The 26,475-nt window shown below is 61.0% G+C and carries 24 protein-coding genes; 8 read left to right on the forward strand and 16 right to left on the reverse strand.

The window, feature by feature from the left end; genetic code table 11:
• Positions 1-12: 12 nt before the first annotated feature.
• Complete coding sequence (gene prfB, locus H3V04_RS04745) at positions 13-1,146, reverse strand: peptide chain release factor 2 (RefSeq protein WP_198177402.1); 1,134 nt, start codon at positions 1,144-1,146, stop codon at positions 13-15.
• A gap of 107 nt (positions 1,147-1,253) precedes the next feature.
• Complete coding sequence (locus H3V04_RS10420; protein ID WP_255297770.1) at positions 1,254-1,385, reverse strand: hypothetical protein; 132 nt, start codon at positions 1,383-1,385, stop codon at positions 1,254-1,256.
• 147 nt (positions 1,386-1,532) lie between these two features.
• Between H3V04_RS10420 and dapD the strand changes: the two genes are divergently transcribed.
• Positions 1,533-2,492: a 2,3,4,5-tetrahydropyridine-2,6-dicarboxylate N-succinyltransferase gene (dapD, locus tag H3V04_RS04750; protein ID WP_198187374.1), complete on the forward strand. Its 960-nt coding sequence runs from the start codon at positions 1,533-1,535 to the stop codon at positions 2,490-2,492.
• Between the two features lie 17 nt (positions 2,493-2,509).
• Here dapD and H3V04_RS04755 read toward each other — a convergent pair whose 3' ends face one another.
• The 3 genes from H3V04_RS04755 to H3V04_RS04765 form a co-directional block, all read right to left on the reverse strand.
• The gene (locus H3V04_RS04755; protein WP_081709080.1) at positions 2,510-3,799 is read right to left on the reverse strand and encodes a citrate synthase; all 1,290 of its coding nucleotides are present in this window, start codon (positions 3,797-3,799) and stop codon (positions 2,510-2,512) included.
• A gap of 349 nt (positions 3,800-4,148) precedes the next feature.
• Positions 4,149-4,925: a type I methionyl aminopeptidase gene (map, locus tag H3V04_RS04760; protein ID WP_198187375.1), complete on the reverse strand. Its 777-nt coding sequence runs from the start codon at positions 4,923-4,925 to the stop codon at positions 4,149-4,151.
• Positions 4,926-5,028: 103 nt separating this feature from the next.
• Positions 5,029-5,742, reverse strand: a complete 714-nt coding sequence (locus tag H3V04_RS04765) for a DUF308 domain-containing protein (protein ID WP_198187376.1) — start codon at positions 5,740-5,742, stop codon at positions 5,029-5,031.
• Positions 5,743-5,916: 174 nt separating this feature from the next.
• Here H3V04_RS04765 and H3V04_RS04770 point away from each other — a divergent pair, with 174 nt between their 5' ends.
• Positions 5,917-8,010: a M13 family metallopeptidase gene (locus H3V04_RS04770; RefSeq protein ID WP_198187377.1), complete on the forward strand. Its 2,094-nt coding sequence runs from the start codon at positions 5,917-5,919 to the stop codon at positions 8,008-8,010.
• A gap of 122 nt (positions 8,011-8,132) precedes the next feature.
• On the opposite strand, the gene H3V04_RS04775 is transcribed toward H3V04_RS04770, so the two are convergent.
• Positions 8,133-8,648, reverse strand: coding sequence for a single-stranded DNA-binding protein (locus H3V04_RS04775; RefSeq protein ID WP_198187378.1), 516 nt, complete (start codon positions 8,646-8,648; stop codon positions 8,133-8,135).
• Positions 8,649-9,017: 369 nt separating this feature from the next.
• Here H3V04_RS04775 and H3V04_RS04780 point away from each other — a divergent pair, with 369 nt between their 5' ends.
• Positions 9,018-9,872 carry an exodeoxyribonuclease III gene (locus tag H3V04_RS04780; protein ID WP_198187379.1) on the forward strand — a complete coding sequence of 285 codons (855 nt, stop codon included), beginning with the start codon at positions 9,018-9,020 and terminating at the stop codon, positions 9,870-9,872.
• A 135-nt stretch (positions 9,873-10,007) separates the two neighbouring features.
• Here the strand turns inward: H3V04_RS04780 and H3V04_RS04785 are convergent, their stop codons facing one another.
• Positions 10,008-11,822, reverse strand: coding sequence for a proline--tRNA ligase (locus H3V04_RS04785; protein ID WP_198187380.1), 1,815 nt, complete (start codon positions 11,820-11,822; stop codon positions 10,008-10,010).
• 314 nt (positions 11,823-12,136) lie between these two features.
• Between H3V04_RS04785 and H3V04_RS04790 the strand changes: the two genes are divergently transcribed.
• The 4 genes from H3V04_RS04790 (at position 12,137) to H3V04_RS04805 (ending at position 15,917) form a co-directional block, all read left to right on the forward strand.
• Entirely contained in the window at positions 12,137-12,922 is a 786-nt protein-coding gene (locus H3V04_RS04790; protein ID WP_198187381.1) for an ABC transporter ATP-binding protein, read from the forward strand.
• A complete protein-coding gene (locus H3V04_RS04795; protein ID WP_198187382.1) occupies positions 12,922-14,421 on the forward strand; it encodes a hypothetical protein in 1,500 nt (499 codons plus the stop codon). Before H3V04_RS04790 ends, H3V04_RS04795 begins: the two co-directional genes overlap by 1 nt.
• Before the next feature lie 80 nt (positions 14,422-14,501).
• Positions 14,502-15,200: a hypothetical protein gene (locus H3V04_RS04800; protein WP_198187383.1), complete on the forward strand. Its 699-nt coding sequence runs from the start codon at positions 14,502-14,504 to the stop codon at positions 15,198-15,200.
• 246 nt (positions 15,201-15,446) lie between these two features.
• Complete coding sequence (locus tag H3V04_RS04805) at positions 15,447-15,917, forward strand: N-acetyltransferase (RefSeq protein WP_198187384.1); 471 nt, start codon at positions 15,447-15,449, stop codon at positions 15,915-15,917.
• 45 nt (positions 15,918-15,962) lie between these two features.
• Here H3V04_RS04805 and H3V04_RS04810 read toward each other — a convergent pair whose 3' ends face one another.
• The 8 genes from H3V04_RS04810 to rpmE form a co-directional block, all read right to left on the reverse strand.
• Complete coding sequence (locus H3V04_RS04810; protein ID WP_198187385.1) at positions 15,963-17,369, reverse strand: PIF1 family DEAD/DEAH box helicase; 1,407 nt, start codon at positions 17,367-17,369, stop codon at positions 15,963-15,965.
• Between the two features lie 40 nt (positions 17,370-17,409).
• Positions 17,410-18,111 carry an oligoribonuclease gene (orn, locus tag H3V04_RS04815; protein ID WP_045935639.1) on the reverse strand — a complete coding sequence of 234 codons (702 nt, stop codon included), beginning with the start codon at positions 18,109-18,111 and terminating at the stop codon, positions 17,410-17,412.
• A 195-nt stretch (positions 18,112-18,306) separates the two neighbouring features.
• Complete coding sequence (gene guaB / locus H3V04_RS04820) at positions 18,307-19,854, reverse strand: IMP dehydrogenase (protein ID WP_198187386.1); 1,548 nt, start codon at positions 19,852-19,854, stop codon at positions 18,307-18,309.
• A gap of 66 nt (positions 19,855-19,920) precedes the next feature.
• Positions 19,921-21,111, reverse strand: a complete 1,191-nt coding sequence (locus H3V04_RS04825) for an MraY family glycosyltransferase (protein ID WP_198187387.1) — start codon at positions 21,109-21,111, stop codon at positions 19,921-19,923.
• The gene (locus tag H3V04_RS04830; RefSeq protein WP_373564668.1) at positions 21,108-21,767 is read right to left on the reverse strand and encodes an L-threonylcarbamoyladenylate synthase; all 660 of its coding nucleotides are present in this window, start codon (positions 21,765-21,767) and stop codon (positions 21,108-21,110) included. Before H3V04_RS04830 ends, H3V04_RS04825 begins: the two co-directional genes overlap by 4 nt.
• A 52-nt stretch (positions 21,768-21,819) precedes the next feature.
• The gene (gene prmC / locus H3V04_RS04835; protein WP_198187524.1) at positions 21,820-22,737 is read right to left on the reverse strand and encodes a peptide chain release factor N(5)-glutamine methyltransferase; all 918 of its coding nucleotides are present in this window, start codon (positions 22,735-22,737) and stop codon (positions 21,820-21,822) included.
• A gap of 41 nt (positions 22,738-22,778) precedes the next feature.
• Positions 22,779-23,867: a peptide chain release factor 1 gene (gene prfA, locus H3V04_RS04840; RefSeq protein ID WP_110413257.1), complete on the reverse strand. Its 1,089-nt coding sequence runs from the start codon at positions 23,865-23,867 to the stop codon at positions 22,779-22,781.
• Between the two features lie 103 nt (positions 23,868-23,970).
• Positions 23,971-24,183 carry a 50S ribosomal protein L31 gene (gene rpmE, locus H3V04_RS04845; RefSeq protein ID WP_015022244.1) on the reverse strand — a complete coding sequence of 71 codons (213 nt, stop codon included), beginning with the start codon at positions 24,181-24,183 and terminating at the stop codon, positions 23,971-23,973.
• 207 nt (positions 24,184-24,390) lie between these two features.
• Between rpmE and H3V04_RS04850 the strand changes: the two genes are divergently transcribed.
• Entirely contained in the window at positions 24,391-25,164 is a 774-nt protein-coding gene (locus tag H3V04_RS04850) for a (S)-acetoin forming diacetyl reductase (RefSeq protein ID WP_110413258.1), read from the forward strand.
• A gap of 88 nt (positions 25,165-25,252) precedes the next feature.
• On the opposite strand, the gene H3V04_RS04855 is transcribed toward H3V04_RS04850, so the two are convergent.
• Positions 25,253-26,464: a MalY/PatB family protein gene (locus H3V04_RS04855; RefSeq protein ID WP_198187389.1), complete on the reverse strand. Its 1,212-nt coding sequence runs from the start codon at positions 26,462-26,464 to the stop codon at positions 25,253-25,255.
• Positions 26,465-26,475: the final 11 nt, after the last annotated feature.

A 26,475-nucleotide genomic window follows, 5' to 3' on the forward strand; every position in this document is an offset into this window, starting at 1 on the left:
CCGGACGAAGCTCTACTTGTCGGCTTCCTCCTCGCGGGCCTGGACCCGCTGCTGGTGCCGCCAGCGAATTCCGGCCTCGATGAAGGCATCAATGTCACCGTCGAAGACCCCCTGGGTATCCGAGGTCTCGTATCCGGTGCGCAGGTCCTTGACCATCTGGTAGGGATGCAGCACATAGGAGCGCATCTGGTCGCCCCAGCTGGCCTTGATGTCGCCGGCCAGCTCCTTCTTCTTCTTGGCCTCCTCCTCATGCCGCAGAACCAACAGCCGGGACTGCAGAACGGCCATGGCAGCCGCGCGGTTCTGAATCTGGCTGCGCTCATCCTGCATGGTGACCACGATGTTGGTCGGCAGGTGGGTGATGCGCACAGCCGAATAGGTGGTGTTGACACCCTGGCCGCCGGGGCCGGAGGAGCAGTAGGTATCCACTCGGATGTCCGAGTCGGGGATGTCGATATGGTCGGTGGGCTCCACCAGGGGGATGACCTCGACAGCAGCGAAAGAAGTCTGCCGCCTGCCCTGGTTGTCAAAGGGCGAGATCCGCACCAGACGATGGGTGCCGCCCTCCACCGACAACCGCCCATAAGCATAGGGGGCGTCCACCTGGAAGGTGGCCGACTTGATGCCGGCCTCCTCCGCGTAGGAGGTGTCCATGACCTTGGTAGAGAAGCCGTGCCGTTCAGCCCATCGCATGTACATTCGCAGGAGCATCTGGGCCCAGTCGGCCGCATCCACCCCGCCGGCGCCCGAGCGGATGGTGACCACGGCAGCGCGCTCGTCGTACTCCCCGTCCAACAGGGTCTGAATCTCCATGTCATCCAGGTCGGACCTCAAAGAGTCGATCTCCTTGCGGGCCTCCACCAGGGTGTCCTGATCATGCTCCTCCTGGCCCAGCTCCTCCAGTGCCTGGACATCGTCCAGCCGTGAGGAGGCGGACTCCAGGTGCTTGAGCTGGGATTGCAGGGCCGAGAGCCTGCTGGTCACCTTCTGCGCATTCTCCTGGTCGTCCCAGAGTCCGGGCGCGCTGGCCTGACGCTCCAAATCAGCAATCCGCGAGCGCAGACCCTCCGGGTCCAGCGCCTTGGAAATCATCTCGTACTTGGCCTTGGCCTGCTCCAATGCTTGAGCAAAATCCATTTCTGCCATACCGTCTCACCGCTTTCCAGACCGGCTCCGCACGAGCCGGCCACCGTCTTCATTCCTGTTTGCCTTTGCCTGTGACGGCCGAATTCCCGCCGACTGGACGGGCCGGGTCAAAGGCCGCTGAAGATGGCAGGGATGACGAGACTGGCCAGCAACGCCACGGCGATGACCAGGCAGACCGCCCTGGCCGTATTGCGACGCCGGCGCTCCCGGCGCTCCCGCTCATGACTGTAGGCACTCATAGTTGATGATTTTACCTATCGGCTGGGACCTGGCTGACGACGATCCAGACCCGGCTGTCGGACGGACCGCCCGTGTTTGAGCATCGACCGGTTTATCCTGTAAGACAACTTGATGTCAACACGACTGCACCGCCTGAAGGAGGAACGATGAGCACAGCACGCACCGCATGGGGTTGGGGCCTGGCCAGCCAGGACGAACAGGGCCGGACCCTGGACGTCTGGTACCCCAAGGCCGAGATCTCCACACCGCCGACCCCGGCGAACCGTCCCAACCACGACTTCGGCGACCAGGTTCACAACCAGCCCGACGCCCGCGGCATCCGCAGGGTGCCTGTCTTCACCGTGGCCGATCTGGATGGCCCGATAGCCGATGCCGCCGACGCCTATCTGCGGCTTCACCTGCTCAGCATGCGCCTGACCCCGCCCAACAGTATGAACCTGGATGGGATCTTCGAACAACTGACCACGGTGGTCTGGACCAACTACGGACCCTTCGCCGTGGAGGACTTCGCTTTGCGTAGGTCAGGGGTCATGGATGCAGCCAGCCGGTCCATGCCAGGTGTCCCCGTGACGCAGGTAACGGTGCTGAGCGTGGACAAGTTCCCCCGCATGGTTGATTACGTGGTTCCCGAGGGAGTCCGCATCGGCAATGCCGATCGGATTCGGCTCGGCGCCCACCTTGCGCCGGGAACGACGGTCATGCATGAGGGCTTCGTCAACTTCAACGCCGGAACCCTGGGCCATTCCATGGTCGAAGGCCGGATCTCACAGGGGGTCGTGGTCGGCGACGGTTCGGACATCGGCGGAGGAGCCTCCATCATGGGCACCCTGTCCGGCGGAGGCCGCCATCGGGTCTCCATCGGTCAGCACTCCCTGCTGGGGGCCAACGCCGGCATCGGTATCTCACTGGGCGACGACTGCGTTGTCGAAGCCGGGCTCTACGTCACCGCCGGCACCAAGATCGGCCTGGGCGATCAGGTGGTCAAGGGGGCGAAGCTCAGCGGACGGGATCATCTGCTCTTCATCCGCGACTCCCGCACTGGCCAGGTCAAGGCCCTGCCCCGCAAGAAGGGGATCGAGCTGAACGAGCGGCTGCACGCCAACTGATCCGGCGGTCATGGGGCTCAGCGCTGCTCCATGGGCAGGTAGTCGCGTGGGCCCTGGCCGGTATAGACCTGCCTGGGACGACCGATTTTCGTGTCGGGATCGTCCAGCATCTCCCGGTACTGGGCGATCCATCCGGGGATGCGTCCCAATGCGAAGAGCGTGGTGAACATCTCCGGGTCGAAGCCGATGGCGCGGTAGATGAGCCCTGTGTAGAAGTCAACGTTGGGATAGAGGTGGCGTTCGACGAAATAGTCGTCGTGCAGTGCCAGGTCCTCCAGCTCAAGAGCCACGTCGAAGAGCTCCGCATCCTCGGCATTCCTGTCCTGGTCGGGTTCGTCCATGAGCTTGTAGAGCCACTGCTTGGCAATGGCCGCGCGCGGGTCATAGGACTTATAGACCCGGTGGCCCAGACCCGCGATTTTCCGCCCCTCGCTCTTGGCCTGGTCCACATACCCCCGCACTCCCAGACCGGAATCCCGTATGCTCTTCAACTGACGCAGCACGGCCTCGTTGGCCCCGCCGTGCAGGGGACCTGACAGGGTATTGATGCCGGCGGCCACTGCCGAATACAGGTTAGCCCGGGCCGATCCGGCAATCCGCACCACTGAGGTGGAGCAGTTCTGTTCATGGTCGGCGTGGATGATCAGAAGCTTGTCCAGGGCCTGCACCTTAAGAGGATCGGCCTGATAGGGCTGGTAGGGCATGGCGAAGCTCATCCGCAGGAAGTCCTCCACATAGCCCCAGGTCCTGTCCGGGTAGAGCAGCGGCTGGTCACGGCGACGACGGTGAATCAGGGAGACGATGGTGCGCACCTTGGCCATGATGATGGCGCTGGCCTCATCCAGCTGATCGGAATCGTCAACATTACAGGTATCCGGGTGGAAGCCGGCCAGAGCATTGACCGCCGCAGCCAACACACTCATGGGATGCGCCTGGCGGGGGAAGGAAGAGAGCAGATGGCGGAAGTCCTCCCCTACGACCGTGTAGCCCAGGACATGGCTGCGGAACCGCTGGTACTGCTCGGCATCAGGCAACTCACCGTGGGACAGCAACCAGGCCACTTCGAGGAAATTGGACTGGGCACATAGGTCCTCTATGGCATAGCCTCTGTAGCGCAGTATGGACCGCTTGCCGTCAATGAAGGTGATTCCCGAGACGCACTGGGCCGTGGTCTGGAAGCCGGGATCCAGCGTGACCCAGCCGTCGTTGCGCAGGGAGGAGACCAGAATGCCGTCGGGCCCTTCGGTGGCGCGAACCAGGGGAAGATCAACCTGTTCGGAATCGATGGACAACCGTGCTGTGGACACCACGCACCTCCTGTCAATCAACCAGTGAGGTGCCAGTGAGAGTCGACGGCCATGCCGGATCAGGCTACCGGCACCTGTACCGGCGTGGAATTGCCGACATGCTAGCAGAAACAACCACGACTTCGATTACCGGCTTGTAACCACAAGCATGAATCCGTCACCTCCACCCACGACGCGCAGGTCCAGGCCAGTGCCGTCCTCGTTCCCACACCAGCCTGCGGGCACAAGGCCAGGAAAGAAAGGGCCGGTGTCAAACAGGGCAGGTATCAAAGAGGGACCCATGAGCATCCACATTGTGAACATTCCTGGGTCCCTTATAGTCCTAGCTCGGCCGCGAGCAACCTATGACTCAGTCCCTGGTCGTCAGGATGACAGGCCCCTGCTCGGTGATGGCGATGGTGTGCTCGCTGTGGGCACCGCGCGATCCGTCTGCAGAACGCAGGGTCCAACCATCCTTGGGATCCTGGTAAATCTGATCGGTGGTCGCCAGGAACCAAGGCTCAATGGCGATGACCAGGCCCGGGCGCAGCTTGTAGCCGTGATGAGGCGTGCCGTCGTTGGGCACATGGGGATCGCCGTGCATAATCCGCCCTACTCCGTGTCCGCCGAACTCCAGGTTGACGCTGTATCCGTTTTTATGGGCAACCTGACCGACTGCAGCGGAGATGTCACCCAGGCGGTTGCCGGGCTGAGCCTGGGCGATGCCCGCCTTCAGGGCCTCTTCCGTGGTTCGAATCAGGCGCAGATCCTCTGGATCTGCATGCTCGCCCACCACGAAGCTGATGGCCGAGTCGCCCACCCAGCCGTCCACGTTGATGGCCAGGTCCAGGGAGAGCAGGTCGCCATCCTTGAGGTTGTAGTCATATGGCACCCCGTGCAGGACTGCATCGTTGACGGACAGACAGATGTAGTGGGCGAAGGGGCCGGTGCCGAAATCAGGCGCGTAGTCCACGTAGCAGGAGGTGGCTCCCTTACGGGAGTTGATCCTGTCCTTGACGTAGTCGTCCAGCTCCAGCAGGTTGACCCCGGGTTTGCTCATGGCTTTGAGCTCCTTGAGGATGCTGCCGACAAACCTGCCCGCCGGCTTCATCTGTTCGATCTCCTGCTTGGTTTTGAGCTCGATCATCCTCTGCGTCCTTTCATAATTGGTGCCCGCGGGTGCCACCCCTCAGAATCCTGCCCAAGTACTACCACTCAGTATTATCGGGTCGGTCGGACGAGTCCGGCTCTCAGTTCCGACCGAAGGTGAAGGCCCTGATGATGGAGACGACTCCCAGCACCAGAAGAGCACACCCGCTGAAAATGACCAGGAAAATGACGGAGCTCAGCGGGTAGATCATGACGATGATTCCGGCGATGATGGAGACGATGCCCGAGAAGATGGCCCAGCCTGAATGCGGGAGCCCCCAGGATGCTGCCAGACTCATCACGCCCTCCATGATCCAGCTGATGCCCACGATGATGGTGACCAGTAGGGTCAGCGCTGAAGCGGACAGGGCCGTGTTCCTGACGATGACAATGCCGCCGACGGCGATCAGGGCGCCAAAGAGGACACCGAGCACCCGCCAACCGCCAGGAAGCCCCTTGGACACGATGGAGGTGGCCAGACGGACCACGCCGGAGATGATGAAGTAGATGCCCAGCACCACAGTCACGGCAATGAGGGTCTTGTCCGGTCTGAGCAGAAGGGCCAGGCCCAGGATGACGCCAATCACGCCCATGACGCCCATAATGATGCGGATGGCCCGCAGGGTTCTTAATCCCAGATCCTCTGCGATCATGGAGAATGGATCCATCCGTGGCGGGCGCCCCTGGTAGCCGGGGTATTGCCCATACTGACCATAATTATTCTGTCCGTAATAATTCTGGTATTGGCCGTTATTCTGCGAAGAATCCTGACCACCGTACTGATTGGGCTGACCGCCCTGCATGGGATCCGTCATACCGTCCTCTTTCGCTCGCTCAGGGCGACCGAGCGGCCGTCCTGTTACCGTCTACCAAGTTTAAATCACCAAGGAGGCAATCGTGGCTTTTCCTTCGGCGGATGGTTCGCCGGTCCGCTGATTCCCGGCGACCCCGGGGCATGGCATGTCACCAAAGATGGCTAGGCTTGTGGCATGGCACAATCTACAGAATCCACGACCTCCTCCGGACTTGATCCGGCCTCCTTCTCCTCGGTCATTCGCCCCCAGGACGACCTCTTCCGCTTCGTCAACGGCCCCTGGATCGACACCTACAGTCTGCCCGAGGACCGTTCCCGGTTCGGTTCCTTCGACAAGCTCGCCGAGGATGCCGAGGCCCAGATCCATGAAATCCTCGAGGACCCGGAATCCCCGGCTGTCAAGTCAGCCCTGCTCTATCGCAGTTTCCTGGACACCGAGGCCATCGAAGCCGCGGGAATGGAACCCATTCGCCCAGACCTGCAGGCCATTGATGCCGTGACCGACAAGAAGGCACTGACCAGCCTGCTGGGCCGGCTCAATCCCACTGGCGGTCCCGATCTTTTCGGCATTGCCATCTATGGCGACCCGGGCAACGCCGGTGTCAACGTGGCCCATATGGAACAGGCCGGGCTGGGGCTTCCCGACGAGGCCTACTACCGGGAGAAGAGCTACGTTCCAGTCCGCCAGGCCTACACCGACATGGTCGCCTCCCTGCTCAGGCTCTCCGGCTACGCCGACGACCAGGAGGATGCCCACAGGCAGGCGGAGTCCTTCCTCGAGATCGAGACACGTATAGCGGCACGCCACTGGGACAACGTGTCCACCAGAGATGAGGATCGTACCTACAACCCCACCACCCTGACTGACCTGGAATCAACACTCGCCGATTTCGACCTGCACACCTGGATCGAGTCCTGGCAAAAGGCATACGCAGCCAGCCCTGTCGCCAATCTGCAGCCGGTCGATCTGAGCTCAGCCCTGTCCAGGACCATCGTGCACGAACCCTCCTTCCTGCAGGGTTTGAACGAGCTCTGGAAGACCAGCGACCTGGAGGATCTGAAACTCTGGGCCCGCGTGCACACCCTGATCGAGTGGGCAGGTCTGCTCAGCGGCGACTTCGATCAGGCCAGGTTCGACTTCTATGGCAAGGTCCTTTCAGGCACGACCAAGATGCGTGACCGCTGGAAGCGAGCAGTCTCCCTGGTCAACGGCATTTGCGGCGAGGATGTCGGACGCGAATATGTTCGTCGGCACTTCCCCGCCTCCAGCAAGGCCCGAATGGAGGCTTTGGTCTCAGACCTGATCGACGCCTATCGGGTCTCCATCACCTCCAGCGACTGGCTGGGCGAAGAGACCAAGGTCAAAGCTCTTGCCAAGCTGGACAAATTCTCGCCCAAGATTGGCTACACCGAGCACTGGCGCGACTATACGGCACTGGCTGTGGATGAAAAGCTGGGTCTGGTCGACAACGTGCGGCGGGCCAACCTCTACGAGTCCGGCTACCAGTTCGGCAAGGCCGGTAAGCCTGTGGACAAGGAAGAGTGGCTCATGAATCCTCAGACGGTCAACGCCTACTACGAGCCCACCCTGAACGTCATCGTCTTCCCCGCGGCCATCCTGCAGCCGCCCTTCTTCAACCCAGAAGCCGACGATGCCGTCAACTACGGAGGCATCGGGTCAGTCATCGGCCACGAGATCGGCCATGGATTCGACGATCAGGGCTCCAAGTACGACGGCGACGGGCGTCTGCAGGACTGGTGGACCCCGCAGGACCGTATGAACTTCGAGCAGCGGACCAAGGCACTCATCGAGCAGTACAACGGGTTCGTCCCCCAACAGCTCGCCGAGAAGTACGCCGACAAGCCCGAGCAGGCACCCCATGTCAATGGAGCACTGACCATCGGCGAGAACATCGGAGATCTGGGAGGCGTCAACATCGCCATCAAGGCCTATGCACTCTCCCTACAGAAGAAGGAGGGCGGCACAGCCAGGACAGACGATGCGGCTATGGACCGGGCACTGGCCTCGGCTCCTGTCATGGACGGCTACACCGGTCTGCAACGGTTCTTCCTGTCCTATGCCTCCATCTGGAGGACCAAGAACAGGGATCAATTGGCCGAACAGTATCTGCAGATCGACCCCCACTCCCCTGCTGAATTCCGCACCAACGGCATCGTCAGGAACGTGGATCGTTTCTATCAGGCCTTCGGGGTCACCGACGACGACGGCATGTGGCTGGAACCAGACGCACGGGTCAAGATCTGGTAAACCGGTTCGATTGAGATCGTTGGTTGGTTGACGGTTTCAATCAGCCCGCTGATCAAGGCGGTAGGTCGACGGGAATCAGTTGGCCTCCCGCCTTCGTCTTGCTCGGCCTCAACAACTTTTGCTCATCCGGCATTGGAATTCTTCACCGAAGTCCGATCGGCTGCAGATGACACAGATGAGGCAGGAGCCGATCCAGTTTCGGACGATGAAGATGATAGCGGCGTGGTCCAAGGATCCGGACCGTCGGCCTCCTCATCAATAGGCACAACACCCGATTGGTTCCTGGTGAAGGTGTCCTGTCCCCGGGCCAGGTCGTGACCGATGCCATCCGCCACCAAGACCAGACTGCTATGCGGCTGACCATCGCTGGTCCATTCCTCCGTCACCAAGGATCCTGAAACAATCACCGGATCACCCTTGTGCAGACAGACCAGGGCATTGACCGCCAGAGTCCTGAAGGCTTTGACTGTCAGCCAGGTGGTGGATTTTCGTTTCCACACCCCAGCCGCAGCATCGTAATAGGCCGGCGTGGAGCCCAGCCTGAAAGAGCAGACGGGTGTAGACCCCGGCTGTCCCAAACGCGTTGGCTGGGTCCCCATAAAGCCGAAGACGGTCGTTTTTATTTCATTGATGGACATACCGGAACCTCTCTGTTGATGTTGTGAATCCGACGCTGTAAATCTGCCAGTCGATTCCTGATCTTGCGCGGTGAGGCCATTCGACGGAGGATCCCCGACCGGAGCGCGGATAATCGGAGCGGGGGAAGGTACTGGCCCCGGCCAGGAACCCTCCGTCGAACGGTGAATTAATCCTGCCTCCGCCCACGTCCCCGCACCTGACCCGCAGACCAATGTGGTCGAACGGGCTCGGTCTGGTTCCCGTGGTGGACAAGCCGCCCCCATGGCTGGGTTCCGAATGCCCCTCCACTGTCCAGAACCATCGCACATTGGTCCTGGGCTAAACTGTGAGAGCAGATACATCGGCACGGTTTGGAAGGACCCGCAGTCATGGTTCACACGCTGGTCAGTTGGAATATCGATTCGCTCAATGCCGCCCTGCTCGGCAAGAGCAGCCGCAGCGCTCTCTCTCTGAAGGTGGTGGAGACCATACGGGATCTGGACCCCGATGTCGTAGCCATCCAGGAGACCAAACTCAACGGCGACCAGAAGAAATCCGCGGGCATCCTTAAGGCGCTTATGCGCTACTTCCCCGATTACCAGGAGGTGGACCGCCGCTCCGAGCCCCCGGCCCGCACAGGCTACGCAGGCACGCTCATGCTCTACCGCAAGAGCCTGCCGGAACCTACAGTGACCCGCCCCCGCATCGGCGCTCCGGACACCATGGACGACGAGGGCCGCATGCTCACTCTGGAGTTCCCGGACTGCTTCGTCACCACGGTCTACACCCCCAATTCAGGATCGGGACTGGTCAGGCTCAAGCCGCGCGGCGTCTGGGACGATCGCTACCGTCACTACCTGCAGGAACTGGATGCCCGCAAACCGGTCCTGGCCTGTGGCGACTTCAATGTCGCCCACGAGGAGATCGACATCGCCAACCCGGCATCCAACCACCATTCCGCCGGCTTCACTGATCAGGAGCGCGAGAAGTTCGGCCTTCTGCTGGATGCAGGCTTCACCGACACCTTCCGAAAGATCCATGGCGATGCCGCCGGCTTCTACGATGACCACCGCAGCATCTACACTTGGTTCGCCCAGCGGGCTCCAAAAAGCAAGATCAACAACTCCGGTTGGCGCATCGACTACTGGCTGACCTCCAACAGAATCGCTGACCAGGTCAGCACCAGCGAACCCGTGGACACAGGCGAGCGCCAGGACCACCTGCCCATCCTGCTGCGCATCTGACCGGATAGGTTCCCGAACCAAAAACCGATGCAACCAAAAGGGTGGGGCCTTGGTCGCATAGATCATGACGCGGCCAAGGCCCCACCCCTCTATATTTATATTGGTTGCGGCAGGCAACTATAAGTGCGGCATATCCTACTGCAGAGCTGCAATCCGATCCACGATTACCTGAGCGGCCTGATCGGCAGGAACTGCTTGCACCTCCGAGCCGTCGCGGTTGCGAATCTCGATGGTGCCGTTGGCAATGGTGTCGCGACCGGCGATGGCGACCAGGGGGACCCCGATCAGCTCGGCATCCTTGAACTTGACCCCTGGAGACACCTTGGGCCGGTCGTCGTAGAGGACCTCCACGCCACGGTCCTCCAGGTCGGCAACCAGCTTCTCGGCGGCATCGAAAGCCTCCTGCTTCTTGCCGGTGGCCACCACATGAACCGCAGCAGGGGCGACAGCCTTGGGCCAGGCCAGACCCTTGTCATCATGATGCATCTCGGCGATGCAGGCCAGCACGCGAGAGATGCCGATGCCATAGCAACCCATCCAGACCGGCACCGCCTTGCCATTGCGGTCCAGAACCTTCAGACCCAGTGCGTCAGAGTATTTCAGTCCGAGCTGGAAGACCTGGCCGATCTCCACGCCACGCTCGAAGCTGAGCGGCCCTGATCCGTCAGGGCTCATGTCACCGTGACGGACCTCAGCGGCCTCCACCACTCCGTCGGCCTGGAAGTCACGACCGTAGACCGCATTGGCCAGGTGCACGCCTTCGGCATCAGCACCGGTCACCCAGGCTGAGCCAGACGCCACATGGGCATCGAGGAAGTAGCGGATATGGGCGGCAGACTCGCTGTCCGAGCGCTGAGGACCCAGAACACGGGGACCGATATATCCCTTGACCAGCTCGGGGTGTGCAGCCAGGTCAGCCTCATTGGCCTCCTCGATTTCGGCCGGGGCGAACTGGGCCTCCAGCCGCTTCATGTCCACCTGACGGTCGCCCGGAAGGCCGACGGCCACCAGCTCCCGCCAGCCTTCGGGATGGTCATCATCCGCAGGGTGTTTGACGGCCACAATCAGGTTCTTCAAAGTATCGGCAGCGGTCCAGTCACGACCGTCCTCACGAGGATGCAGCTGGTTGAACCGCTCTACCAGGGTGTCGATGGTGGTCGAGTCGGGGGTGTCCAGCTCCTGCATGGCCGGGGTCTCGGCATAGTCGACGGGCTCAGGGCTCGGGGTGGTCAGCGCCTCCACGTTCCACGCTTTCCCCGAGGGAGCCAGTGCAAAAGTGTCTTCGCCTATGGGCAGCGGAGCCAGGAATTCCTCGGACTCGGATCCCCCCATGGGTCCGGAGACCGCATGGACGATTACGTAATTGACACCCAGACGCTTGAAGATTCGTTCATAGGCGCCGCGCTCATCCTGGTAGGCCTTCTTCAGCCCCTCCTCATCCACGGTGAATGAGTAAGCATCCTTCATAATGAATTCGCGACCCCTGATCAGCCCGGCGCGGGGACGGAACTCGTCGCGGTACTTGGTCTGGATCTGATAGAGAACCACCGGCAGGTCCTTGTATGAGGAGTACATGTCCTTGACCAAAAGGGTGAACATCTCCTCATGGGTGGGAGCCAGCAGGTAATCAGCGCCGTGCCTGTCCTGGAGGCGGAAGAGATTCTCGCCGTACTCCTCCCATCGGTGGGTGGCCTCGTAGGGCTCGCGAGGCAGCAGGGCCGGGAAGTGAACCTCCTGGGCGCCAATGCGGTCAATCTCCTCCCGAACCACGGCCTGGACCTTGTCGAGGACTTTCAGACCCAGTGGCAGCCAGGTGAAGATGCCAGGGGCCACCTTGCGGACGTATCCTGCCCGCTGCAGGAGTTTGGCCGAGTCCACATCGGCGTCAGCCGGATCCTCCCTGAGGGTCCGCAAAAAGAGGGTTGACATGCGCATGGCTTTGGTTCTCATACCTCCTAAAGATATGCGCGCAAAGGGACAAGCAGCCATAGAAGATGACCTGGGACAATTTGCTGCAGGAGAGCCCGAAATCTGGAAATTATTGATCGCGCCAATCATACATAGTTCTGGCGGCCACGCCTCGGATCATCTCTTGAGATCAATCGAGACGCTGCGGAATACGGAGACCGCAACTTCTTAGAACAATTCCGAATACCGTTCATGCGCTTTGTCAAGCACACCGATTTGACTCGGGCAGTTGTGTAATGTACAATTAAATGAATTTTGAAGTAAAATTAGTTCAATCTTTTTATTAGTTTGGTTCAATGGTGACTTATCAAGTAGACGTTTCTCTCTCGCACGTGTCTTTCTCATACGGCCGTAAACAGGCGTTGTCGGATGTGTCCTTGAGCTTCGGCAATGGCGTATTCGGGCTCTTGGGGCCCAATGGTGCCGGCAAGACGACACTGATGAATATTGTGACCACCTTGTCACGTCCTTCCTCGGGCAGTGTAAGGATAGCCAGGGCGAATGTGCTGACAAGCGCTGGACGACGTCGGGCCAGGAGCCGAATCGGATATTTGCCGCAATCGTTCGAGTTGATGAATGCTTCCAGCCTGATGCGCAATGTACGGTACGCCGCATGGGCGCGCGGTCTGTCCTGGAAAGCTTCCTGTGATGCAGCGATGTGGGCCCTGGAGCAGGTGGAATTGTCCGGGGAAGCTCGCCGCCCGGTGCGCAGCCTGTCCGGTGGCATGCGTCAACGAGCGGGCATCGCTTGCGCGATTGTCGCCCGTCCCGACGTGCTTGTCTTGGACGAGCCAACCGTTGGCCTCGATCCGGTGCAGCGCATTGAGGTGCGTAAATTCCTCGATGCCTATGCCGACAGCCACACAGTGCTTGTAAGTACGCATTTGGTCGAGGACCTGGCCGCAGTTGCCGACCGTGTACTGGTGCTCAACCACGGGCGTCTGCTCCTGGACGGACACATGGATGATCTCGCCTCCCTGGCCGATCCTGAGGACTCAATGGCATCGCCTTGGGAATCCGGTTATCGACAACTTCTGACGCGGACTGAACACCTGCCATCCAACCAGAATGAGGTCTCATAATGGCCCGGCTGCTCAATCCCTTGTCACCAGTGAGCTCATTGGTGTTCTTCCTGTCAATGATGGTATATCCGGCCGCATTATCTGTGCGCAACTACGGAGTCGGCCGATCAGACGCGTCCCCGTGGGTACTGACAGATGCGGCCTTGCAGCTTGACCTGACTTGGATGCATCTAATGACGGATGTGATTGCCTGCATATTTGGTGCGTGGAGTGCCTGGAAGGCATGCTCCCCGCAGTCCATGGTCGCGCCGCCCTGGATCGGAGGCTCGGCTGTCCGCAGGTACGGCGTGCCTGTCCTCAAGGGCGCTGCATTGTGCTCGCTGGCCTATGCGACAGGCTGTCTTCCCGCCATTGTCCAAACTCTGCAATCCACAGGCGGATTGGCTCCCTTGGGAGCCTTGCTCATGGGTATGGCAGTGCCGGCGGCAATGTTCGCCCTCGGTTATGCACTCGGGGCCATCATGGGCAGCCGCTGGTCCCTGGTACCGGCCACGCTTTTGCCTGCCGCCCTGTGTTGGGGCAGCGTATTCCTGCTGATGCCACGCACTCCCAAGGGTGACGTGTTCCCACGAGCGTGGGGGTCGCCACTGGCCGTGGCAATGCCGGTGATGGACACGGGCATCGGTGCCGAGCCGGGACTCAGCATTAACCCTTCAGCGGTGACAGTGCGCTGGGTACTAGTCGCTGTAGTGCTGACCGCGTCCACAGCGGCCTGCATTCTGACCGCGCACTGGTGGCGGCCCGGCCTATCATGGATAGTCGCCCCATTGGCGGTGCTTCTGCTTGTTCCGACTGCTGCCGGGGGCCTGGTCGCCATGTCCGGTCCGGCAGAATGGCGCCGGTCCGCTCCGTTCACCCCTGTCTGCAAAAGCATAGACGGTGTGCCACTGTCGGTGTGCGCCCACCCGGATGATGGTGCCCAGCTGAGACGCTACATACGGTATATGCATTCGGTCGCCTCATGGTTCCCCAAGGACAGTGTGGAAGGCAGCTCGGGTCTTGTGCTTTTGCTGGGCAACGCCTTTACGCCTACATCCCACGGCCAGGCATGGAATCTCACCGACCGGGGCCTGACCGAATTGCAGCACCTGGGCGGCAAGAAGATACAGGTAATGACCGACACAGTCACTGAACGCACTGGACAATACAGCGACCTAGCTGATATCACAGAGACCATCGTGAAAGAATTCATTCATGCAGACTGCTCGGCTATGGCACTTAAAAACGTGTACAAACAACGAACACTAGATGACGGTGCCAGCGTGTCCGCCTTTGTGCTGGAACAGCTGCCCCAGCGCATGAGAGAGACCGCCTACGAGGCGTTGGGCGGAGGAAACGGGAGCTCTGGGATGGGAAGCGCCAGAGGCCCTGCCGCCGATCTACTTAACGACGCCACTAATGAAGAGTTTCATGCCTACGTGCGTCGCAACCTCTCTGAGATCGAACGCTGCGCCGTCACGCCGTCCGATGTCATCGATGATCTGGGGAAGAACCACTGATGGGCGGTCGGCATCGACGTGGTTCCATGAAAGGCGGAATCTCAGTCGGATGGTTGGCTGGGCGCCACTCATGGGCGGCCTTGGCATTCATCGCGCTGGCTGCGGCCGTGCCCTTCCTGCTCGCCTCCGTCTCCGCTTCCGCTACCGGCGGAGAGATCTATGCTCGGCCAGCCTATTATGGGTACGTCTGCGTTCCTGACCCACATGCAGCGGTATTCAACGGCGCCGTACATACCCAATGCCCACAAGGCAAAAGCGCCGTGCCCAGTATGGTGCCCATGGCCGAGCTGGCCTACGCGGCGTTCAGCGCATGCGCCTTGGTCATGCTTGCCCCGCTTATGCCCACCTGGGAGCGCCTGAACCTGGCACGCGTCCGTTGGCGAGCCCTGGCTGCCGGGACAGGCGTGCTGATGCTGCCGTTTCTTTTCAGCCTCCTCCTTACCATACCTAGCTCCCACGGCGACCCGACCAACGCGCAGTCGCTACTTAGGCTGGCTTCCTGCAACGGCCTGGTCGACGCATCATTGGTCATGCTCGGCATCGCATTACTGGGCCGTTTCTACGGGCTTGGGCTGGGCGTAGGGCTGGCAGTGATCAATATCGCCAGCCAAGGTATGCAGGTAGGCATGGGGCTGACGCTTCGTCTATACCCCGAGGACATCAAACCGCCAGTTCCTGGACAGGGGATCTGGCCGGCGATTGCCACGGTCTTGACGGTCTTCGCCGTCATACTCTGGACGGTCACCGGAGGCCGGGGAATGATCATGGACAAGAAATAAAGAGCCAGCATAGCTGCTTTTGAGAGGTGCAAGAACCTGCCGGCCTTAACACTGCAGGAGTTTGTCCGAGTCCACCTAGCCGTCAGCCGAACCCGAAACCAAACGGCGCATGCAGGAAAAGGTCAGTAAATCCGCAACCTGACATCTGGCATCTATCCAGATCTACCCTCGGCCATGAGGACAGCCAAGATATGATGGTTATGTACGAACAGGTTTTCTGCTTTTACAAGGACAAGGCGGGCACCTATGTCATCAGAGCCAGGTGTGACCATCCAGACCTTCACCGACCTTGACGCAGAGCACATGACGCTCCTCCTGGAGGCCGATCCTTCGGAACGGATAATCCATGACGTTTTCACCCATTCCCGCGCCTATGAAATCCGAGTGGGACAAGCTCTGGCCGGTGCCATGCTGCTTATCAGACCTGTTACGGACGCCTTGGAAATCGCCGATATCAGCGTGAACCGCGCTTTTCGCAGACAGGGACTTGGAAGCAGATTAATAGAACGAGCCAAGATGGAAACTGTCGGTCTGGGTCTGAGCAGACTGGAAGTAGGCACCGGATCCACCAGTTTTGGAGCCCTTTGCTTCTACCAGACATGCGGATTTCGCATGGACCGCATTGTGCGGGATTATTTTGTAGACCGCTACCAGCAGCCCATTGTCGAGAACGGAATCACCCTTAAAGACATGGTCCGTCTGTCATGGTGTCTCTAGCGACCCGAACGACCGTACCGAGCCAAGACAAGTAAGGCCGACCCTTCAGAACAGCTCGTCCTGGCTGAATTCGTCTTCTGGTTCCTGACCGACGGCACGCTTGGTAAAGGACTCAGCACCTTCATCCTTCAGACGGGCACAGGCCACCTTGGACTCAGCCCTCAAACCAGCATCCAGAACGACAGCATCGGGAGAGACCAGAAAGGCGTGCTCATTGATGCCTGTCAAGTAGAGCCCATCCAGACTTTCCACACGGGAGAGGGCCACGTATCCCATCCCTGGCGCAAAGGTCCGTCTCAGGTCCATGACCGCCCTGTCCAAGGTCATCCCCTGGGATTTGTGGATGGTGATCCCCCAGGCACAGCGAAGAGGCACCTGGTTGACGGCGGCCAAGACCGTGTCCCCGTCCATGGTCTCCCAGGCGGCCGGCTTCATGGTGACCACGTTGCCGTTCTGGAAGGAGACGATCGGCCATCCCCCCTTGGCCGAGCTGGTGAATCCGCTGACTGTACCTATAGAGCCGTTGACATATTGATGATCCTGATCGTTGCGCAGGGCCATGACTGCGGCTCCGGTCTTCAGGGCCAGATCCTCGGGGGCCAGCATGTTCTTCTTCAACCGCTCCACCAACCTGGCCTCGCCACGGGATGTGGCCTGGTAATGGTGAGCCTCTTCGTCAATGGAGGCCAGGCGTTTGTCGTTGAGCGTGTCGGCCTGCTTGTTGACCGGGAAGAGGTGGACCGCCACCTGGCCAGGAGCGGGCACTACGCCCACACGGGCGGCCAGGACCTCATGGTCCTCCTGGGTGACGCCGCCCTCCCTGATATCGGTCAGGACGGTCAAGAGCTGGCCATCGTCCTGGCGGTGCTGCTCGGTCAGGTAACAGATGACCGGGTCCAGGTCCTGCCAGACCAGTGATTCTGTCACGAACCCGTCCGGGTCCTTGCCTGCCCGGGCGTAGCGTTCCCGGGCAGCCTGGAATTCAGGGCTGGGTAGTATTCCTGCAGCCCGGTTGGACCGAGTCACCGGTGGCAGCTGGAAGAAGTCCCCGGAAAGGACCACCTGGATTCCTCCGAAGGGTTCGGGGCTGTGGCGAACGGCTCGACAGGCCTGGTCCACCATGTCGAAGAGCCAGGCGTGCATCATGGAGACCTCGTCTATGACCAGGATGTCGGTGCCCTCGATCTGCCTGCGACGGCGGGTCTTGATCCGCTTCAAGAGCGATTCGGTCATGCAGGTGGCGATGCCTACTCCGCTCCAGGAATGGATGGTCTGGCCGTTGATGTGCGTGGCGGCGATGCCGGTCGAGGCGGTCACCGCCACTACCGCCCCGGCCTGACGGGCCTGGGCGACGAACTCATTGAGCACAAAGGTCTTGCCTGACCCGGGGGCGCCTGTGATGAAGGCATTGGCCCCCGCACTCAATATGGTCAAGGCTTCGGATTGCTGCATGCCTTAATGGTGCCACGTCAGAGGTACATGGCCGCGCCTGTCAGTAGTCGGTCTTCTCGGGCTTGTTGGCATCCTCGACCGGATTGCCGGACTCTTCGTAATGGCGCAGCAGGCTGGTCTGCTCAATCTGTTCCGCACCGGCCTTGGACTGGGCCTGGTCGGGCCCGGGAGCCGGAAGGAAGAACATGGAGCGGTAGTAGCGCAGCTCGTCCATGGACTCGATGATGTCGGCCAGGGCCCTGTGGCCGCCATGCTTGGCCGGCTTGTTCTTGTAGACGTCTGGGTACCAGCGGCGGGACAGCTCCTTGAGGGTGCTCACGTCAATGACCCGGTAATGCAGAAGAGCCATCAGGTCAGGCATGTACCGGTCGAGGAACTTCTTATCGGAGCCCACGGAGTTGCCTGCCAGATGGGCCTTGCCGTTCTTGGGCAGGAAGGGCTTGACGTACTCGATTACCTGACGCTGGGCCTCCTCAAGGTCCAGGCCGGTTTTCATCTCTTCGATCAGACCGGAGGAGGTGTGCATCTTCCTGACGAAGTCCCCCATATGGTCCAGGGCCGCCTGGGAGGGCTTGATGACCAGATCGATGCCCTTGTCCAGGACCTTCATGTTGAAGTCAGTGGGCACCACGGAGACCTCGCACAGCTCGTCATGGAAGATATCCAGACCGGTCATCTCGCAGTCTATCCAAATCATGCGGGATTCCTCCGCCGAGAAAGTCAGATCATTCTTATCGCTCATCTGTACGCCTTTCAGATCCGGGTTGCCTCCCGGATCGCTCCTTCCGCCGCCTTGGACGGAACATTACAAGATACCGCCAGCACGTGACCGGCGGAGGGGTCGTCAGCCCGGCCGTCCGGACCGTAACTGACATGAGATATGCAATCGGCGCAGGTCCTGATGAGATCCTGCGCCGATCACCTGCCTATGTAGGGCTCAGTTGTGGAAGCCTGAGTAGTTGGGGGCCTCCTTGGTCATGACGATGTCATGGGGATGTGATTCACGCAGACCGGCATCGGTAATCCGAATGAACCGGCCCTTGCGCTGCAGCTCGGGGATGGTGCGGGCACCGGTGTAGAACATGGTCTGGTGCAGGCCGCCGACCAGCTCGTAGAGCACGTAATTGAGCGGACCACGGTAGGGCACCTCGCCCTCGACGCCCTCGGGCACCACCTTGTCGGAACTGGTCACGTCGGCCTGGAAGTAGCGGTCCTTGGAGTAGCTCTTCTTGCCGCGCGGGGCCATAGCGCCCAGCGAGCCCATGCCCCGATAGACCTTGTACTGCTTGCCGTGCAGGAGGACCTTCTCGCCAGGGGCCTCCTCAGTGCCTGCCAGCAGACCGCCCAGCATGACCGAATCAGCTCCGGCCACGATGGCCTTGGCGATGTCACCCGAGTAATGAATTCCACCGTCGGCCACCAGAGGAATACCGGCAGGGCGGCAGGCCAGGGCGGCATCGTAGACGGCGGTCAGCTGGGGCACGCCCACGCCAGCCACCACGCGGGTGGTGCAGATGGAGCCTGGGCCCACGCCGACCTTGACCGCGTCAACTCCAGCATCGATCAGTGCCTGGGCGCCCTCGCGGGTAGCCACATTGCCGCCGATCACATCCACATGGTCGAAGGCGTGATCAGCCTTGATCCGGCGAATCATATCCAGCATGAGCTTGGCGTGGCCATGGGCGGTGTCCACTACCAAGATGTCTACCCCGGCATCGGCCAGGGCGGTGATGCGCTGCCAGGCGTCACCGAAGAATCCGACGGCGGCGGCCACGCGCAGACGGCCGCGCTCATCCTTGGTAGCCTCGGGGTACTGCTCGGTCTTGACGAAGTCCTTGACGGTGATCAGCCCGGTCAGCTTGCCCTCGTCATCGACCAGGGGAAGCTTCTCCACCTTGTACTTGGCCAGAAGCTGGTGGGCATCCTCCTTGGTGATGTTGGACGGACCGGTGATCAGGTGATCCTTGGTCATGATGTCGCTGACCTTGAGCCGGTCGAAGTCGGCGGGATTGACGAAGCGCATGTCACGGTTGGTGATGATGCCCACCAGCCGCTGCCGACGATCCACCACAGGCAGACCGGAGACCTTGTAGGTGGAGCAGAGCTTGTCCAGGTCGGTCAGCGTGGCATCCGGGGTGACGGTCAGGGGGTCGGAGATCATGCCGGACTCGGAGCGCTTGACGATGTCGACCTGATTGGCCTGATCTTCGATGCTGAGATTGCGGTGGAGGACGCCGATGCCGCCGTTACGGGCCATGGCCACAGCCATGGCGGCCTCGGTGACCGTGTCCATGGCGGCCGAAAGAACCGGGGACCTCATGGTGATGTTCCGAGTCAGCCGGGTGGTGGTGTCTACCTCGGAGGGGATGACATCGGATTCGTTGGGCAGCAGAAGGACGTCGTCATAGGCCAGACCGATTTTCTGGAAGGCGTCGGGCAATTGAGTGTAGGAGGAGGGTTCGCTTTGTGGGTTTTCCATAGCCATAGCACCATGCTACAAGTGCTTCTTGACCGTTAAGAGTATCGTGTCCGTACTGTTTCATCCAGCGAATCAGCTGTCCTCATTGTTATCGTGGCGGCTCCTGCGATGCCAAGGCGGTCTGGCAGCATGCTGCGAGCCCTGGGCGGCGAGAAGGGCGTTCTCGCGCCTGATCTCGGGAAGTCGACGGCGGTAGTAGGGGTAGAGGGTGGCGAAGGTCAGCAGTATGGCGGCCAGAGCCAGACCGATCAAGACATATCTCAGTCGGAAGAAAAGAATAAAGAGTGAGCCGAAGGCGATCAGGGCGGCCCAGCCCCAAAGAATAAGGACAGCGGAACGAACCGTGTGGCCTATGCGCAGCATACGGTGGTGCAGGTGCATGCGGTCGGGGTGCATGGGTGATTGCCCGTGGCTGAGCCGCCGGACGATGGCCAGGCACATGTCCAGAACAGGCAGGAAAAGCACCAGGATGGGCAGAAGAATGGGCATGAAGGCCGGCAGATAGATGCTGGCATGAATGGTGGCCGGATCCAGCCGGCCGGTGACCACAATGGAGGCGCAGGTGATCAGGTATCCCAGCAGCATGGATCCCGAGTCGCCCATGAAGAGCTTGGCCGGATGCCAGTTGTGCAGGAGGAATCCCACGCAAATACCCACCATGGCCACGTCGATCAGGGTGGCCAGGGAGGCGTAGTCGGGCGAGATGCGGGCGATGATATAGGAGTAGATGGCGAAGGCGATGCCCCCGATGGCCACGATGCCTGCAGCCAGGCCGTCAAGTCCGTCCACGAAGTTGACCGCATTGATGGAGGCCACGATCAGGAATGCCGTGATGGCCATGGACAGGCTGGGCGAGGCCGCCACCAGGGATCCCAGCGGCAGGGAGATGATCTGGATACCACCCCAGGAGACGAAGACCGAAATCAGCAGCTGGCCGGCCAGCTTGAGCATCCAGTCCAGGTCCCAGAGGTCGTCGGCTATGCCCAGCAGGCAGATGGCTACGGCCCCGGCCAGGATGACCCAGGCCTGATGGCCGGACTGGAAGAGGCCTGTGATGAAGGGAATGCGGGAGGCGAAGCACATGGCCACGGCAAAGCCGATCAACATGCCCAGGCCGCCCATACGAGGGGTGGGCACCTTATGTACGTCGCGAGCGCGGACCACGCCTACGGCGCCAACCCTGATGGCGAGGTGACGAACCATGGGCATGACCAGCCAGGTGGCCCCGCCAGCGATGGCGGCAATGAACAGGTATACCCTCACTGGCCCTCCCCTCCGCTGGACCGGCCCGACAGAAGAGCACGGACCCGGGCCTCGCCGATGACGCCCTGCCGCAGCACGTGTATTCCGTCAGGATCGGTCCTGTCGGCTTCCACCACCGTGCTGGCCACTGAGCCTGGGGTCGGCCCCCCGTCCAGGTAGAGATCGACGCTGTCACCCAGCTCGGCTCTGGCCTGCTGGACGGTCTCCACACTTGGGTTACCCGATCGATTGGCGCTTGAAGCAGCCAAGGGGCCGGTCACCTGCAGGAGTGTCCGGCAGATGGGCGAGTCGGGTACTCTGACGGCCTGGGTAGGACCCTCGGGCTCCATCCGAGGAGTGCGCAAGGGGCAGGACCTTCCTACCAGGGCAATGGGCGAAAAGGGACCGGGCAGCAGCTCGTCAGCCAGGCGATCAAGAGGAGCAGGCAGGCTAAGATCCAGCCGGTCCATGGTCTCGACCCCATCCAGCAGCACCTGGATGGACTTGGTCCTGGGACGGTGCTTGGCCTGGAAGAGCCTATCGATGGCCGCATCATTGCATGGATCACAGACGATGCCATAGACCGTGTCGGTAGGAATGACCGCCAGCCCTCCGGCGGCCACCACCCGGGCCAGCAACTGCGGCGACCGACTGTCATAGGTCATCACCCGGCTCATACCCTGCATCACAACCTTTCGGCTCGACATGTTCATGCGACCAGCTACCAATCTATCCCAGGACCAAGGCAGGCCGCCAGGCTGTCAGGTAGCGGTCTCGACCAGCCAGATCCTGATGAGTACGTGCCTGAACATACCCCCGCTCCAGTGCAGCAGCAACCATGGCCGGCCCCTGGGAGGCATCATGCTCCATGACCAGCAGACCGCCAGGAGCCAGCAAGACCATGGCCCTGTCCAGAATGCGGCAAGGCAAAAGGCACCCGTCAGGCGAACCGCCATAGAGGGCCAGGTTCGGATCCCAGTCGCGTACCTCGGGTTGGTCAGGAATCGCATCCAGGGGGACGTAGGGAGGGTTGCTGATGACCAGATCCACCCGGGCATCCAAATCAGAGAGTGTGGCGGGATCCGTGGCATCGGCCTGCAGCAGCTGATAATCCGACCCAGCCTCACCGATGGCAGCCTCCTGAGCGGCGGCATTCAAGGCGCCCCACCGATACGCCTGCTCGTCTACCTCCACGGCCCTGACCCGCGCTCCTGGAACCTCGGTGGCCAAGGACAGGCCGATGGCCCCGCTGCCTGAGCACAGGTCCACAGCCAGCGGATGATTCACTCCGGTCAAGGCGTCCACTCCCGCCTGGACCACCGTTTCGGTCTCAGGACGTGGGATAAAGACCCCCGGCCCCAGGCGGAGATCCAAATAACGAAAGTAGGCGTGGCCAAGAATGTACTGCAGGGGTTCGCGTCCGGTTCGCCTCTGCAAATGGGAACGATAACGTTCCAGGGCCGCCGATTGAAAACCACCAGCCTGTCTGCGACCACCTTCATTCGTCAACAGTTCCTCAGCTGTCCGGTCCAAGAGCAGAGCCTGATCCAGCTGATGCAGATCGCACCCAAGGGCATCGGCCAGCAGCAGCCTGGCGTCATTGAGCGGAGTAGGCACACCGGCCTGGGCCAGCAAGTGATGACCCATGTCAACCAGCTCGGCCAGACTGGTCCCATGCTCCTGCTGATTCACCCCTGTGAAGCCATTCTGCGGGCCTCATCGGCCTGGATATCGGAGTCGATGACGGCTTGCAGGTCGCCATCCAGCACCTGTTCCAAGTTGTAGGCCTTGTAGCCGGTGCGGTGGTCCACAATCCTGCTCTCGGGGAAGTTGTAGGTCCTGATGCGCTCGGACCGGTCCAGGGAACGGACCTGGGAATGACGCATGTCGGCGGCCTGGGCGGCCTCCTCCTCGTGCTTCATGGCCAGCAGACGCGACTTGAGCACCCGCAGGGCAGCCTGACGATTCTGTATCTGGGATTTCTCATCCTGCATGGAGACCACGATGCCGGTGGGAATGTGGGTCATGCGCACAGCGGAGTATGTGGTATTGACGGACTGTCCTCCCGGGCCGGAGCTCATGAAGATGTCGACCTTGAGGTCCTTGGGGTCGATCTCGATCTCGTCGTCGTCCTCGTCGGCCTCTGGAAAGACGATGACTCCGGCAGCTGAAGTTTGAATGCGGCCCTGGGACTCGGTGACGGGAATGCGTTGGACCCGATGGACACCACCCTCGTACTTAAGGGAAGCCCAGACACCGTCGGCCGGTGCCACCTGGCCGCGAGCGCGAATGGCCAGCTGGGCATCCTTGACCCCGCCCAGCTGAGTGCGGTTCTCACTCATGATCTCGGTGGTCCAACCACGTTTTTCGGCATAACGCACATACATGCGCATCAGATCGCCAGCGAAGAGGGCCGCCTCCTCGCCGCCACTGCCGGCCTTGATCTCCATGATCGTGTCGCGGCCATCATCTGGGTCGCGCGGGATAAGCGCGGTACGCAGGGTCTGCTCCAGGTCCGGTATCCGGTCAGCCACGGCCTTGGCCTCTTGCGCGAAGTCAGGATCCTCCCGTGCCATCTGTTCGGCCGCCTGGCTGTCCTCCAAGGCGCTTTGATAGGCCTTATAGGCTTCAACGATGGGAGCGAGCTCAGCATGTCTGCGGCCCAGCTTGCGGATCTGCGCCGGATCTGAAGCCGTTTCGGGCTGACTCATCTGCTTTTCCAGGCGACCGTACTCCTCGACGGCAGCCACCGCCGCCGGAAACTGCTCCTCGCTCATCTACACCCTTCCCGTCCGCTCATCCGCATGGTTCAAGTCATAAAAAACGCCAGTCCCCACCGGGCATAGCAGAGCGACCCGGAAGGGACTGGCGTTGGAAGTGCTACTTGGTCCTCTTGCCGTAACGGGCTTCGAACCGAGCCACGCGACCACCGGTGTCCAGAATCTTCTGCTTGCCGGTGTAGAAGGGGTGGCAGTGCGAGCAGACATCAACCGTCATATGATCGCCGGGAGCGGTCGAACGGGTGATGAAGGTATTGCCGCACGAGCACGTGACCTCAACGGGATGATAATCGGGATGAATTCCCTGCTTCATGGTTACTCCTAGATCCAAGGGCCCCGGGTCGACCGCCCCTGTGGCGGACGTGAACCGGCAACCGCATAATAGTCTAGCGCAACCCGGAGAGAATACGGCACCCTTGCGCCACACGCCGAATCAATCAACCAAGGTGGCTGGTCGAGCGTCCTTTAGAATCGAACAGTCGGGCCGACCGGCCCGGCGAGGCGACAAAGGAGGGCAGCAATGCAGCAGGAAGTGGCGTTCGTTACAGGGGCGGCTCAGGGGATCGGCGAGGCCATAGCCCGCCGTCTGGCCAAGGACGGGTTCGCCGTGGCCGTAGCGGACATGAATACAGACAAGGCCCAGGCCGTGGCAGACTCCATCAAGCAATCAGGCGGACAGGCCATGGCCGTCACCCTGGACGTGACCGACCGTGTCCAGGTGCGCTCAGCCGTCGAGAAGACCGCAACCAAGCTGGGCGATTTCAATGTGATTGTCAACAACGCCGGCCTGGGACCGACGACCCCCATCGAGTCCATCACCCCGGAGTTGTTCGACAAGGTCTACCACGTCAATGTGGCAGGAACCATCTGGGGGATGCAGGCCGCCGTTCAGGCCTTCCGCGATCGGGGCCACGGAGGCAAGATCATCAACGCCACCAGCCAGGCCGGCGTGGTGGGCAACCCCAATCTGATGCTCTATTCATCCACCAAGTTCGCCATCCGTGGCCTGACCCAGGTGGCTGCACGCGATCTGGCCAAGGAGGGCATCACAGCCAATGCCTACGCCCCCGGCATTGTCAAAACACCCATGATGATGGACATCGCTCATCAGGTGGGGGTCAACGCCGGCAAGGATGACGAGTGGGGCATGTCCACCTTCTCGGACGGCATCGCCCTGGGACGGCTTTCCGAACCCGAGGATGTGGCCAATGCCGTGGCCTTCCTGGCCGGGCATGATTCCGACTATGTAACCGGACAGACCCTGATCGTGGACGGCGGCATGCAATTCCAGTGATTCTGTAGCAAGGATTCGCCCGCATACGATGGACCCTCACCGATCGGTTCCGCCCGACAGCGAGGGTCCATGATCATTCAGAAATCATTCAGGCGTTGAAGACGTACTTGTCCAGACGGTCCATGGCCTCCCGGACACGGCTCAAAGGCAGGGCCAGGTTCATGCGGATGGCACAGGGAGCCTTGAACTGTCGCCCGTCCTGGACGGCCACGCCCACATCCCAGGCCCGCTTCAGCAGCTGATCCAGACTCAGATCATGGTCCTTGCACCATTGCGTGCAATCGAGGAAGAGCATGTAGGTGCCCTGGGGCTTGGAAAGCTCGACTCCCTTAAAATGCTGCCGGAAGTAACCGTAGGCGTAGTCCACATTGCCGGTCAGGACCTGCCGGAGTTCATCCACCCATTCCTGGCCTTGGGGCTTGTAAGCTCCGATCAGGGCATGCATGGACAGCACGTTCATGTCGTTGTAGTGGGCCTTGGACCCCTTGGCCACAATCCTGTCGCGCAGGTACTTGTTGTAGATGATGTGGTAGGAGCCGACCAGCCCGGCCAGGTTGAAGGTCTTGCTGGGTGCATAGAAGGCAGCCGTCCTGTTGCGGGCATCCTCGCTGACCGACTGGGTGGGGATGTGCTTGTGGCCCGACAGGATCAGATCCGACCAGATCTCATCGGAGATGACCACGCAGTCGTTCTCCTTATATACCTCCATGGCCTTCTCGATCTCCCACTTCTCCCAGACGCGGCCGCAGGGATTGTGCGGGCTGCAGAAGACCGCCACATGGATGTTGTTCTCCTTGAGCTTGCGGTCCATGTCTTCGAAGTCCATCCGCCAGACACCCTGCTCGTCCTTCTTCAAGGGGCTGTGCACGATGTGGTAGCCGTTGTTCTCGATGCAGGAGGTAAAGCCGACATAGGTCGGGCTGTGGAGCAGCACCGCATCACCCGGAGCAGCAAAAGCAGTCAAAGTCGAGACCACACCGCCCAGGACCCCGTTCTCATAGCCGATGGCCTCGGCCGTCAGGCCCTCCACACCATTGCGGGTGCGCTGCCAATTGATGATGGCATCGTAGTACTCGTCAGTGGGATTGAAATAGCCGAAGGCAGGATGCTTGGCACGCTCGATGATGGCCTCGGGTATGGTCGGCACCGTAGGAAAATTCATATCGGCCACCCACATGGGAATGACATCGAAGCCCTCCTTGGGAGGTTCGGGGGCGAATCCAGGCTCGGCACCCAGGCCGTCTACAGCAATGGCGTCCTTGCCGTGCCTATCCATGATGCTGGTGAAATCGTATGTCATTAGTCAACCTC

The organism is Bifidobacterium sp. M0353 (assembly GCF_016100645.1).
GTDB classification, from domain to species: Bacteria; Actinomycetota; Actinomycetes; order Actinomycetales; family Bifidobacteriaceae; genus Bombiscardovia; species Bombiscardovia choladohabitans.